The organism is Kordia sp., from assembly GCF_045105435.1.
In the GTDB taxonomy this organism is placed as follows: domain Bacteria; phylum Bacteroidota; class Bacteroidia; order Flavobacteriales; family Flavobacteriaceae; genus Kordia.
This window is the reverse complement of the sequence record NZ_JBGCDL010000015.1, coordinates 1-13,858: the sequence shown is the minus strand read 5'-3', so window position 1 is coordinate 13,858 and position 13,858 is coordinate 1. Positions and strand designations below refer to the sequence as shown.

At 34.2% G+C, this 13,858-nt stretch carries 12 protein-coding genes; all 12 read right to left on the bottom strand.

The features are described 5' to 3' along the window. Positions 1-833 (bottom strand): hypothetical protein (locus tag AB8B65_RS00560; RefSeq protein ID WP_405298842.1); only part of this gene is annotated, 833 nt, incomplete at its 3' end. After that, the gene (locus tag AB8B65_RS00555; RefSeq protein ID WP_405298841.1) at positions 830-1,786 is read right to left on the bottom strand and encodes a glycosyltransferase family 2 protein; all 957 of its coding nucleotides are present in this window, start codon (positions 1,784-1,786) and stop codon (positions 830-832) included. The genes AB8B65_RS00560 and AB8B65_RS00555, both read right to left, overlap by 4 nt. Then, entirely contained in the window at positions 1,783-3,099 is a 1,317-nt protein-coding gene (locus AB8B65_RS00550; protein WP_405298840.1) for a hypothetical protein, read from the bottom strand. Before AB8B65_RS00550 ends, AB8B65_RS00555 begins: the two co-directional genes overlap by 4 nt. Beyond that, positions 3,100-4,167, bottom strand: coding sequence for a glycosyltransferase (locus AB8B65_RS00545; protein WP_405298839.1), 1,068 nt, complete (start codon positions 4,165-4,167; stop codon positions 3,100-3,102). Between the two features lie 359 nt (positions 4,168-4,526). Beyond that, positions 4,527-5,576 carry an exostosin family protein gene (locus AB8B65_RS00540; RefSeq protein WP_405298838.1) on the bottom strand — a complete coding sequence of 350 codons (1,050 nt, stop codon included), beginning with the start codon at positions 5,574-5,576 and terminating at the stop codon, positions 4,527-4,529. Beyond that, complete coding sequence (locus AB8B65_RS00535; RefSeq protein ID WP_405298837.1) at positions 5,577-6,692, bottom strand: glycosyltransferase family 4 protein; 1,116 nt, start codon at positions 6,690-6,692, stop codon at positions 5,577-5,579. Between the two features lies 1 nt (position 6,693). Continuing rightward, a complete protein-coding gene (locus tag AB8B65_RS00530) occupies positions 6,694-7,719 on the bottom strand; it encodes a glycosyltransferase family 2 protein (RefSeq protein ID WP_405298836.1) in 1,026 nt (341 codons plus the stop codon). Continuing rightward, positions 7,716-8,861 (bottom strand): glycosyltransferase family 4 protein, encoded by a 1,146-nt coding sequence (locus AB8B65_RS00525; RefSeq protein WP_405298835.1) that lies wholly within the window; start codon positions 8,859-8,861, stop codon positions 7,716-7,718. The genes AB8B65_RS00530 and AB8B65_RS00525 overlap by 4 nt, the downstream gene beginning before the upstream one ends. Next, positions 8,861-10,261, bottom strand: a complete 1,401-nt coding sequence (locus AB8B65_RS00520; RefSeq protein ID WP_405298834.1) for a hypothetical protein — start codon at positions 10,259-10,261, stop codon at positions 8,861-8,863. Before AB8B65_RS00520 ends, AB8B65_RS00525 begins: the two co-directional genes overlap by 1 nt. Beyond that, positions 10,246-11,820, bottom strand: coding sequence for a hypothetical protein (locus tag AB8B65_RS00515; RefSeq protein WP_405298833.1), 1,575 nt, complete (start codon positions 11,818-11,820; stop codon positions 10,246-10,248). Before AB8B65_RS00515 ends, AB8B65_RS00520 begins: the two co-directional genes overlap by 16 nt. After that, positions 11,817-12,515, bottom strand: coding sequence for a cytidylyltransferase domain-containing protein (locus tag AB8B65_RS00510; RefSeq protein ID WP_405298832.1), 699 nt, complete (start codon positions 12,513-12,515; stop codon positions 11,817-11,819). The genes AB8B65_RS00515 and AB8B65_RS00510 overlap by 4 nt, the downstream gene beginning before the upstream one ends. A 184-nt stretch (positions 12,516-12,699) precedes the next feature. After that, positions 12,700-13,857 carry a UDP-N-acetylglucosamine 2-epimerase gene (gene neuC, locus AB8B65_RS00505; RefSeq protein ID WP_405298831.1) on the bottom strand — a complete coding sequence of 386 codons (1,158 nt, stop codon included), beginning with the start codon at positions 13,855-13,857 and terminating at the stop codon, positions 12,700-12,702. Position 13,858 lies beyond the last annotated feature (1 nt).

Below are 13,858 nucleotides of genomic sequence, written 5' to 3'. Positions count from 1 at the left end.
TATTTTAAAGTCAACCATTCTTTCCAAAAAGTAGTCGGTTCGGTAATAAAACTTGGATATTTTAATGCCAAAGCTTCTTTGTAAAGTGTTAGATCGTAATCTGCTTTTACAGAAACATTTGTCATATAATTGATGAAAAACGGAAGCATTCCCACAAAAATAATTCCTAAAAGAAGTATGTTTTGCAGGCTGAAAATTGCTTTGAACTGTTTCTTTTCAAGATACGAATGCATTCCAATGTAACTGATAAAGAGTAAAATACCGCTCAATCCTGTAATTGGATGAAAATTGAAAAGCAATCCAATTAAAAATGCTGCTAGATATAACTTTTTCTTATTCACAAAACTGATCAGTAAAAACGGCAATGGCATGACGGCGTAATACACAACACGCGGCAATAGTGACCACATATCGGAAATTCCCCAATATTCAAAACCTGGAACCCAAATTATTCCGCGCATAAAAATGGACACAAAAAGAGCGATCCAAAAGTTATTCGTGATTTTAAAAAGCAAGAAATACCATAAAATTCCAAACAGAATGTGACAAATAAACGTCAGTATATTGAGCGCTTGCACATAATTTCCATCTGTGAAATCGGCAAGGAAACGCAGCGTTTCTATATAAAAAGGCGTGTAATATTTTACATTATCTAAATCATTTGCAAAGGTATCATGTGGAAACATCGTAGGAGCGTCCATTTTAAGACAAATCGGGATAATGTTGTGCAAATCGGAGCTTAAATGTGTTTCATTTGAAGATAAATTCCCCAAATAATACCCAAAAGCAATGCAAACATTCAATATGACTACGATGATGTGCTTGCGATTCATGACACAGATTTTGGTGCTTTTAAGATATCAAATTGTATGGCTTGTAATAGCAATTGAAAACCGAGAATCAGCGAAACGGTAATGAGCATAATGGTTCCAGTTGGCGTAAATTCTCCAATATTATAGTAGTAAATCCAATTGTAAATTCCGAAAATCATACCAAATAGAAACATCGGCAAACCAAATAATAAATAGATGGATGCAATATTAAAGTCGTAAATAAAATAGCTCTTAAAGATACGTTTCCAGAAGGTTTTTGTTAATTTTGGAATAAAAATGAATGGAATTTTCCAAACGTTCATACTCGATTTTTCATCGCCGTAATTCGCTGGCATTGGTACATCTTTTATTCTTGCATCGTGAAAATACAATTCGGCAATCAGCGAAGATTCAAAATAATAATCGCGGTGAATATTTTTAAAATCTAGTTTTTCTAACAATTCCACTTTCACAGCAAAAAAACCATTTGTAGGATCAAAATTATTCCAATATCCAGAAGCGGCTTTTACCATAAACGACAAACCTAAATTCCCAACTTTACGCACAAACGGCATTTGTCGCAATGCTTTAAAGTCTTTAAAACGATTTCCTTTGGCGTATTCTGCTTTTTCTTCAAGTAATGGTTGTAGCAAATCTGGAATAAACTTACTGTCCATTTGATCGTCTGAATCAACTTTAATAACAAAATCTAAATTGAGTTCAATGGCTTTTTTAAAACCGTTTTTTGTAGCGCCACCAACGCCTGAGTTCTTTTCGTTGCGTACAATCACGATTCTGTTGCAAGTTTCAGATTGTGCCACCAAACTATCGGGAATTGGTTCTTTTCCACAATCATCTACAATAATGATCATATCAATATATTCGGGCAACTTTCGCACTACATTTTCTATATGTTTTGCGGCGTTGTAATACGGAATGACGACTCCAATTCTATGTTCAGCAAAGTTTGTCATGTTTTTTTGTAATATCGAGGGCTTAATAAAACTGCTGTTGCAAATAAAAATATGCCCAATATAGCAAAAACAGGTCGGTAAACATACAATTGTTCACCAAATAATAATGTAACCATTGTTGCCAATACCAAGCCTTTTAATACGATTCCTAATTGGGTAAAGTGCGTAAACTCTAAACTAAAATAGCTTGTCAACCATCGCACATAAAAGAATAAACCGACCAAACCTACTTCATTGATCAGTGTTAGGTAGATGTTGTGTGCCGAATTTCCGATCAAAATAAAGTTATTAAAACCAGATCCAAACGGTACTACATATACGTGTGTGAGTAAATAATCGACATATTTTAGTGATAAATTTTTTCGACCAGAACCTAAATCTTCATACAATTGATCTACGTTTCCTTGTGCAATTAAAGACGGATCAGAAATTTTACTAAAAATTCGACCATTAATTACATTTTCAATCATGGTGAAAATTTCCGAATTGTACATGGAAACGATTAAAAATCCAGCGCCTAAAATGAATGACATATAAATAAATTTTCCTGTTGAACGGAAAAAGAAATACACTAAAAAGACCAACAAGCCAACGTAACTCGTTCGCGAACCACTCAAACCTAAAGCGATCATAGCAAAGAGAATTCCTGCTAAAAGCATGATTTTATTGACGCGCAATTCTCTTTGAAGAAAAACACCAATTAGCGTAACTAACGAAATGTACATCACCATTCCCAACACGATTTTATTGGGTCCTAAAATGCCCGAAAGAAAGCCTCCATACGCTTTTCTATCCAAATCACTCCACAAATACGGAACAATACCAAAGTGTTGAAATAATACCACTAGCGCAGCTATAATTACCATTATAATGTACAAATACACAAACTGCTTTAAAACTTTTCCTCTGCGCATCAAAATCAAAAAGAAGACAAACGAAAAGTAAAATATCAAGAAATGATACATAAATAACGTAGTTCGCAAAATCCACGTCAGTCGTCCGTTTAAGTAGCTTATAAAAAAGGTAAAAATCATCATAAACATACTCCATCGGATGAATGTCCATAAATAATACAAGTACTTTTCGTTATTGATAAACATGAGTAAAAAAGTACGATTTTGATAAAAATGATATAAAATCAACATTCCCACAAAATCGTACAAACGCAACTCATTATTTCCCGTAATACTGTAATTAAAAACCGCTAAATTATAGAAATATGAAATCAGAATTAGGAACAGCGTAAACTTGAGAAAGCTTGATTTACCAAGCTCTTTCATGTTCTTTTCCATATATGCTGCGCGTGTTGCCATTTACAATTCGTTGTAAAAACGTATGAGTTGTTGTAGGATTGCTTTTTGTGAAAAATTTTCGTGTATGTGCGTGTGTAATTTTTTCGCTTTCGCGAGGCGTTCGTGTTGATTTTCAATTAAAATAGTCAGCTTTTCAGCAAAAACCACTTCATTATTGGAAGGAACTATAAACCCTTTCGTTTCGTCGGAAACAACTCGGTTACATTCGCCGACATCAGTGGTGAGAACGGCTAATTCGTGTAATCCATATTCCAATAATGCAATTGGCAAACCTTCTGATTTTGAAGACAATACTCCAATTTCGCATTGATTTAAAATATGCGAAACGTCTTCCCTACTTCCGTAGACAAACACTTTCTCCGTCAATCCGTGATCATGAATATACAACTTGATTCGTCGCGAATAATCATCTTCAAAATCTTTTCCTACCAAATGTAATGTCCAACCATCTTTCACAATCATTTCAAACGCTTGCAATAAATTAAAATGATCTTTTTGCGGACGTAAATTTGCCAAACAAACAATTCGTTTTCCATCAATTCCGTGCAATTGTGAACGTGTGTTTACGGTTTCACTTTTTACAGGAAAATTTGACAAATACACCACTTTAGAAACGGCTAAATTGCTTTCTGCCCACTTTTTTAATTGCTGATTTACGGAAATGACACCATTCATAAGATACGAAGCCATTTTGATCATAAATGCTTTTCGTTGCGCTAAAAACTCACTATTTCCATAATGATCATGCCAAACCATTTTAAATTTCGGGTACATCAATTTTGTCAAAAACACAATAAAAAACGAAGTCGCATGCGCATGTACAATTGTGATTTCGTTTTCTTTGATAAAGGCTTTCAATCGTTTAATAGCTCCAAAATCGAATCTGCTTTTTCGTTCCAAAAATAAATATCCGACTTCATTCGCAACCTGATTTTTTAAAATTCCTTCCTTACGCGTGGTACACAAAAACGAAGCTTCTACTGTTGTTGTCAAGGCATTTGCATACGTAACCGCGAGTTTCTCTGCGCCGCCTGTATCTAATGTATCTATGACTTGTAGGGTTTTCATTTTTGTTTTATTGTTGTCTGTTGTCTGTTGTCTGTTGTCTGTTGTCTGTTGTCTGTTGTCTGTTGTCTGTTGTCTGTTGTCTGTTGTCTGTTGTCTGTTGTCTGTTGTCTGTTACAAGTTGTAAACTCTATCTCTATTTCAAAGTCTAAACTGTTAAACTTTGTTATTTGTTTTACTCTTAACGTCTGTTCTGAATTTGCAAAGCAAATTTGTATCGAGAACTACTACGGTACAATAAACTCTTCGATTTCAAAGCTGTTCTCGATACAAAATTTTTCTAAAATTTCACTCGAACTGACGTTTAGAACAATTTATAATTCTTGCTGTCATATCGAGCGCAGTCGAGATACATTTGATTTTCAAATTTCATCATTCTTCAATAAATCATGAATCCTAGCAAAAAAAGTTGTCAAGGTTAAATACTCTTCCCAAAGCTTTCTGTTTGCTTTTTGTATTTGTTCAAATTTCTCTTGTGTTAAATGCTCATGAAACGCTACCAATCGTTGTTCCATTTCGTGTTCTTTTCCTTGCGGAATTCGAATGCAATGTTTTGTCCAATCAATGATTCCTTCTAGTGGTAATAAACAATCCGTATCAACCAATACAGGAATTCTTCCCATTGCTAATGTTTGATAAAAACGTACTGAAAAATTTCCTGCACCACGTAAATTAAAAATATAATCGGAATCGTTTATGTTTTCGTAAAATTCGTATGTTGTTTTATCTACAGAACGATTTTTTCGCACGCCAGCTCTATAGCGTTCCCGATAAATTATATTCGTTTTTATGTCTGTATGTTTCTCTAATCGCTTTAAATATTTGTAACGCATAAACGGCGCAGCAAACCATTGTTGCGGCTCTAAGCGGGTTTTTCCTAAATGAAATTTTAGGTTTCTATACATGATGAAACCTATATCTTTTGCGGCTTTCAACAGGTTTGGCGTTGCTTGTCCCACAAATCCAATCACAGGTTTTGCAGCTTTTACACGTACTTGATGATTTTCTTTTTTGATGTAATGCACCAACGGATCTTTAAAAAATGCTGGAAACGATATTTGATTTCTAAGCTTTTTACTTTTATAACCACTATTTCTAAAAACGTATACATTTTTATTTACAGGCATTACGCCTTGATCTCCTGATATATATGTAAGTACTTTTAAATTCTTTGCATGGCATTCATCAATAAAACGTTCTGCTTCTGTTTGTAAGCCTTTGTTTAGATAGTAATTCCATGAAAATGGTAAAAACGCTACTTCTGCTTCGTCTATGGATTCGACTAATTGATAGTAGTTTTTGATTTCAGGAAACTCATCTCGCTCATCAAACAACAAGGCATATATCAATGGAAACTTCTCTCCTTTTGAATGCTTTTCTATGAATTTTTTATCTGTGTAAACGTTCAACATTTAAAGCAATGATTTTAGTTCGTTTTCAAAAGTATCAAGCGTGTAAATTCTACTCCATTCAATTGCTTTTGCTACTTTTTCTTGATAGATTTCATCTGATTTCAATACACTTTCAATCGCTTCGACTGCAGTTGAAACGTTTGGTGCTATCAAAATACCACGATTTCCTTGATCTAACATGTATGGAACACAAGAAATTTTAGTTACAATTGGCAAACTTCCCCAAAACATAGCTTCTGCCACTACTTTTGGCCAACCTTCCGATTTTGAAGGTAACATCATAAAATGTGCATTTTTGTGCACTTCTTTTACCTGTTCAGCAGCGACATTTCCGTGTAATTTTATATGTTTTTTTAAATTATTTTTTTCTATATAATCTTCTAGTTCCTTTCGCTTCGCGCCATCACCAAAAATATCCAATCGCACATTATACTTGCGTTTCAACAATTCTTCTGTAATTTGAACTGTCAACAAAGGACGTTTTCCAGGCGACAATGAACCTACAAAACTAAATCGAATTGTGTCTTTAAAAGTACGCTTCAAAACTTCTCCTTTATCACTATCTCGATACGTTGCTGTAAAAAACGATTTTATGTTTTTTGTTTGATTTTTCCAATCGCCATAGACCAAAACGTTCATTTTTTTGGTGAAGAATGTATTGGATAGAATTCGTTTCTGTAATCGATAACTCAATGGTTGTGTACTCTTTGGGTCCCAATTTCCAGCATATTTCGCCGTTTTAGTCTTCGACGGGAAGAAAATTTGGGCAATACAACCAATCAATCCAATGTTTCCAGGACAACGTAAGTGAATATGATCTGCTTTTCGCATCGCTCCAATAATCTTAAAAAAGATGATCGGCAATACGAACAAGGTTTTCAATTTTGATTTCAACGTCAATAAGTCAAACGCTGGAATCGATTTAAAATCAATGTTTTTATGTTGATAGGCAATATCAATTGGTCTAATTTCCTTATCTGCCAGTAATGGCGCAACAATCGTAACTTTATCTACATATTTTAGCCACAAGTTCATTTCCTTCACATACGGCGCGTATGCAAGGTATTCTGCCTCCTTTTTGGCATGTAAAACGTGTGTAATGATTAGAAAGTTCATGTTAACTTACAGTGTTTTTAACTGTATCGCGATTTATTTGGGGTTTTTGGAACCATAATTTGAACCAAGCCGCGATTCTGCCAAATGACTCAGTAAACGCTTCCTTTTTTTTAGGTTGCGTAAATATATTTGTAAATCTTAGAAATGCCAAGAATAAAACAGTTGCATTCCATTTAAGACGTGATTTCAGAGTTGGATTCTCATATTTGATTCGCCAAACATACCAACCATTTTTTACCACCATTTTTCCATAACTATATTTGTTTGGGCGACCAGCAATATTATGATGATGTTCTAGTTTTGCAGCTGTATTGACATATAATTGCCCTAGTTTAGAAACTCGTAATGTAAAATCGGCATCTTCATATAATCCATAACCTTCAAAATAAGTTGAAAATTTAATAGTATCTAAAACGTTTTTTTTAAATGATGAAACGCCGCCCATAAAGAGTTCTACAGGGTAAACTTTGTCTGTCGGCGGCAAAAAACTTACGGAACGACCATGTGCAAAAGATGGCAAATAGCATGGTTTTGTTTCATCTAATAAACCTAACTTTAGGCGCAATCTAAATCGTACTGATTCATTTCTAAACCAGCCATCATAGACAAATGATTTAGAATTTGGCTTTGTGTTTTTTGCAATTTTCGTCCAATGAACTTCATTCGTAATAAAACCACCAACACCTAAGGCATTTGGATACACACTATATGTTGCAATTAAGTTTTTAAAATAATTTTTATCTAAAATTGTGTCATCATCTAAAAAACAAACAATTTCGCTTGTTTCAGTTACATTTCTAATTCCGAAGTTTCGTTGCTTTGTCAAACCACGTTCAGCATCATCTACTTTAAAGTAACTGAGGTTTTTAAATGAATTTTGGTTTAACATTTCCTCAGTTTCTGAGTTTCGAGAACCATCTACAATCAATATTTCATTTGGATACACCGTTTGTGCCGTAACCGATTGCAATAGTGTTTGCAATGGTTTCGGGCGCATATATGTACAAATGATGAGTGTAAATTTCATAACTTCGCTCCTACTAATGAGTTATAAACTGCTATATTTTGAGCTGCTATTTTCGTGATATCAAATCGTTTGATTGCTGCTGCTCTTCCTTTTTTTGCCATGTTTGAAGCCAATTCTTTGTCTGTCAATAATAAATTGATCTTTTCAGCAAATTCAGTGTGTGATTTTGGATTGACTAAAAAGCCAGTTTCTCCGTCTTCTACAATTTCTTTTGCCCAAGGATAATCAGTATTTACAAACGGTTTTTCTAGCGCCATTGCTTCTATTGTCACCATTCCGAACGATTCCGCCAAGGAAGGAAATACACAAACACTTGCTTCATTAATCAGTTCTTTCATGCGATTGTAATCTACGACTCCAAGATAGTTGACTTTTTTTAACGCTTCCGCAGAAAGTTTCTCTTGAAAAATTTTCCAAGTCGAACGCTGTTCTTTTGCATCTTTTGCATCATTTCCGACTAATAACAACTGACAATTGCTATTTTTCTGAATCAATTCGTTAAAAATATACGCTAATTCTAGAATTCCTTTTTTTCTAATTAAGGTTCCAAAATAGAGAATTGTTCCATCAACTTTCTTCGTTGTATTCGGTTTAAAATCATTCATGTAAATTCCATTCGGAATGACAGTAACTTCTTTATTTGAAGCAAATAACGAATTTGTCTTTTCTGCAACAAACTCACTTACTGCAATGATTTTATTTGCTTTTTGAAATGCTTTTTGTTCACGATTAAAATTGGCTTGCTTTATTTCTCTTTCTTCTAAATGACAGAAAAACGTATCGCTTCCGTGCAAACGCATCACTTGCGGAATTTGAAAGTTCATATTTGCCGAAATTCCTGTCCAATCAACCACTTCAATTACATCAATCTTATCTTTCTTGATGATTTTATTGATGTATTTGTTGATGATTCCTTCGTTCAACTTCCAGGTCAATACAGGATATTTACGCAATTTTATTTTATGAATCGTGATGTCACCATCTTGAAATACTTCTTGTACATCTTGAAAATAAGTGAATACTGTAATTTTCAAACCTTTGTCTACTAAAGCTTTGAGTAAATTTTTCGTACTTGTCCCTATTCCTGCCGATTTCGGAAGTTTTTCGTGTGGATATTCGGGAAGTAAGAACGCAATATGCATTAGTTCAATAGGTTTTGAAAAGCGTGATACATTCTGTCGCGAACTTCATTTAACGGATGTTTGGCAATACTTTTTGCCCAAGCCGCGCGTTCGTCACGATTTTGTGTTTCTAACGTATCAAAATCTAGTAATAGCTTAGTTATTTCTTCTTGTGACTTCAATCTGTAAACCGCTCTATCATGAACAGTCAAGGTTTTAAAATGTACAAATTGATACAAGCGATCTATATTGAAGTCTTTGTGACCATTTTTCTGTTTGTAACAACAGTAAAAAGCTGGTTTCCCTAGTAATATCGCGTCAAGTGCCATTGTAGAACCAATATTGAACATACCGCTACTATAGTATAATGTGCTGTATAAAACACCTAAATTCGAATTGACCGTATAACTTTCTGGCAATGGAAATTCGTCATGATTCCATGTAGGAATGACTTCCGTAATAACATCTTTGTATGCTGCTAAAATTGGAATAAATCCTTGGTTATAATCTGCTGGATTGGCACGTAAAACGACATGATATTGTTCTGAATTCGATTGATTATGTGCTTTTACTGCTTCCGCTAAATCCTTTAAATACAACGGATCATCCATTCCGATAGAGGTAAAATTACCGGAAAAACAAAGTAGTTTTTTATCCGTTGGCAACTTGTATGCTTTGTAAAATAATTCTTTTGGAATTAAATATTCTGCTTTGGTATAACAGGCAAATTGTGGCGTTCCCGTAATCGTAATGTTATTTTCTTTGACTTCATCCGGATAATAAGCTGACATTTCTGTCTTCATATAATCGCTCCAAACGAAGTAATGATCTGCTTTTAGCATTTTATTCCCTTTCGGAAGATTGTCCCAAGAATGTATAAAACTTACGACAGGAATTCCCAAGTCACGCGCCGCCAATACAGGCGCTAGCGATAAACTTGATACTTGATGAGAACAATATATTAAATCTGGTGTATTGTCTTTTAAATATGCCAAACACGCTTGATAATTACTTGATTTGCGTGTTTGTTGAAAGAAAAGATCTTCTAGTTTTTGAATTCCTTTTTTAGAAGCATAGAAATAGGCTAAAAAGTTAATCAGTCCAAATTTTAACTTTTTCTTTAAATTACTCTTTCCTGGTGCAACTCTGTACAAATGATGGTTTTGCACTTTTTGCGTTTTATCATTGTAATTTAAGGTTGCTTTTGCTTTTAAATAGCGTAAAAAGTCTGTTTTACCTTTGTAATCAAATGCAGGAAGTTGTTGTGTTTGAATGTTTTCTGGCAATTTTCCCAATGCAGACGATTTGACATTGTGCCAAAGCAACATGTCAATGTTTTCGGGAGTTTCAAAGAAATCACTTGCGTAATGATTTTCAAAACTTTGGTATCCCACAAATATGGAAATTATCTTTTTTCGCATGGGGCAACAGCGTTATTGATATTGTCGACAAATATAGCCATTGAAACGATTCTAAAAAGAAAATAAAGTCCTCTATTCGGTGATTTTTGTTGTTTTTTTGCCAAAGTCAGTACTTTCTGAGTATCAAATACTGTTTTTAACGCCTCAATGTGCTTTTCTAACATTTGATATAACGTCACTCCTATTTCACTGGAAATGCGATGATTCCAGTCTTGAACAGATACATCTGACTTGATTGGATTCCTGAAAAAGTGTACTAAATCTTGATTCGATTCATAGATTATTTGCTCATGAATTCGATCGTGTTCGTACCGTTTATGCGGTAAATTATGTGTTTGTTTGATGAAATCTTCGTGTAAAAACGGCGTTATTTTGTTTCTGTAAGCAGCTAATAATTTGTGTCTGTTACCAAAATTACCTGGCAAACGTCCTTTTCTGTAGAAATTAACTAGAATTTCAGCATTTGAATCTCCATTGTAATTTTTAGTGATTTCAGTTGAAATATTTTCAGGATATGCTTTTACAAATTCTTGATAATCTACTGATAATGAGTTTTCTAAAAATTCTTTTGGTGTTAAATAGTTATGCATCGCTTTCGCGAGATTTGAATTTTCAGGAAAGAACATGCGCACACATTCACCAGCTTCTCCCATGACATAGCTGTAATCGTTTGGAATTCCTTGATCTACAAATTTCAACATATCAACATAAGAAATTGTTCCCAATCCGCCGGAAATACTAGCTATTCGATTTGCGTAGTGTTCAAATTCTTTTTCATCACATAAAGTTGTGTGATCATAGGAAATACCCAGTTTTACAGCAATTTCTTTTCCTTGAATTACATCTGCAGCATAGATTTCGCCAAAGTTTCCTGTTTTTACATCTTTATCTCCTTTTGAAACCTGACTTAACAATGTTAAACTATCTTTTCCAGCCGTAGCGCCAAAAAATAAATTATCAGTAACATTCATTCCATCTTTTAATGAAAATGATGCTTTTTCTGTTGAAAATTTGATTGCTAATTCTTTGGTTGTATGATCTAAATTTGAATCAAAAGTATTCAGATTTCCACCTTGTAATCGTGAAATTCCTTTGTATGGTAATGGAAATGGTTTCACTTGATATCCAAATGCAAAATGCGCTTGTATACCAACTTCATCAAATTGTAATGGAATTTGAAATTCTTTATAGTTTTGAAAGTTTAAGAAGAATTTGAATTGCTCTTTTTCTATTAAATAAAAACTTCCATTCACACCATATAAACCATTTAAAACAAATAATTTATCATATTTTTTATTAAGAATAAAAATTTCAAAAACACCACCTAATTCATTATAAATATTTTCTAATGTTTTATCTGAATCATCATGTAATTTCTTGATAAAACCTACGATTTTTTCTTCCGAATGATCTGATGAATACCATACAATTTCAAACAATTCACTGCTAAAAGTGTACAAATTACTTCCTTTGTTATCTTCTTTGAATAGTTGCACATCAAATCCATTCTTACCAAAAGAAATATGAAAATTGGTTATCCTATGTTTTTCAAGTTTCAAAGTGTAATCGTTTTTGCTAATTCTGTTGCTTTTTCCCAGTCTTCTATCGTATCAATGTTCACATAAAATTTCTCATCAGAAACAATATATGCTACAGAATTCCCGTAAAGCGAGTTTTCATGCATTAATACATTCGTTTTGGTGATATAGATACTTCCGTCTCTGTGATAGGCTTTTGGTAACTCTTGCCGTCTTGGAATGATATTTTGTTCACCAGTTGAAATCTGCAAAACTCCATTTTCATTGGGTTCAAACGTCCAATGTGGATTGTATTGATGCGGAACTTCTAATACAGAAACCAACGAATCTGTTCCTTTTTCATGAAAAGTTTCTAAAGCTTTGTCTAAGAATCCTTTTGGTCTAAATGGACTTGTCGGTTGTAATAAACAGATCGCATCAAAGTGTTTTCCTTGCGTTTCAAAATGAGAAACTACATGCTGAATAACTGGTAATGTTGGTGTTGTGTCTTCTGCTAAGTGTTCTGGTCGCACAAAAGGTACATTCGCGCCAAGCGATTTCGCAATAGCGATAATTTCGGCATCATCAGTCGTTACCACAACTTCCGAAATGTATTTTGACTGCAATGCAGCGTCAATACTGTATTGAATTAATGGCTTTCCATCGAGTAATTTTTTGTTTTTCCCTGGAACACCTTTGCTTCCGCCTCTTGCTGGTATGACTGCGAGTATGTTCATGTTGTCTGTTGTCTGTTGTCTGTTGTCTGTTGTCTGTTGTCTGTTGTCTGTTAAGTTGTTTACTTCCTGTTCATTATCAAAGTGGAAACTGTTAAACTTATAAACTTCATATTTGTTAATTCGTTTTTTGTGTATTTGTTGATTTGTTTCTCAATACTTAATACTAACATCTCAAAACTAAATACTAATACATAATTGTTTTATGCGCGATTAATTTTGTATTTGCCAATGCTTCCGCTATTTGTTTTCCAGAGTTTCCATTTCCATAGATATGTTCTGAAAGTCTTCCTTTTTGACCAATTCGTTCTTGAATTGCTGCTTTGATTGCATCTTTATCATATGCTGCATCAATTACATTTTTTCCACGTTGACGGCGGTTTTGACGTGTTCCGATGTTTACCGTTGGAACGCCAATGAACGAACATTCGCGAATTCCCACACTCGAATTTCCGACTAAACAATCACTATTTTTTAATAAGTGTAAAAAGTCGTTCGGTTGCATGTTTTTAAAGAAACGAATGTTATCTGGATTGAAATTTTCTCTGTAATAGCGAATTCCGTTTGAAGTTCCGTCTGAACCTGCATCAACATTTGGCCAAAACCAAAACGTTGGAATATTGAGTTCATGAATCGCTTTTAAAGTACATAACACGTCTTCTCGTGCCGATTTGTAACGACTTGTCTCGGGATGTTGCATTACGACTAAGTAGCCGTTAGAAAGGTCTAAATCAGCTCCAACTCCACCATATTTTTTGATTGGATCAAATTTATAATTTGCTGCATCTAACACTTCTTTCGCAATATCAATCGACGGACAACCTGTATTGATGACATACGCTGGATCTTCACCTAATTTTATGACACGATCTTTTGCATCTTCAGAAGCAACTAAATGTAAATCAGCTAATTTCGTATTTGCATGTCGCACTTTTTCATCAATATTCCCTGTAACTTCTCCACCTTGAATATGCACTAATGGAATGTTTTGATACGCCGCCGCAATACTTGTTGCAATGGTTTCGAAACGATCTGCAATCGTAATGACCGCATCTGGTTTTAGGTTGTAGAATACGTTTGAAAGCTCCATCACACCTAAACCCGTGGTTTTTGCCATTGCCATTGGACTTTCGCCTTCCAAGACCATGAATACTTTTTCATCAATCTTAAAGCCGTCATTTTCAATCACATTGACCGCATTTCCGTAACGACCTAATAACGCCGAACCAGCCACAACCAATTGCAATTCTAAGTTTGGATGCTCTTGAATTGCTTTGAGCGCAGTTTTGATTCTACTGTATGATGGTCGTGCGGTGACTACGGCACATATTTTTCGTTTGTTCATT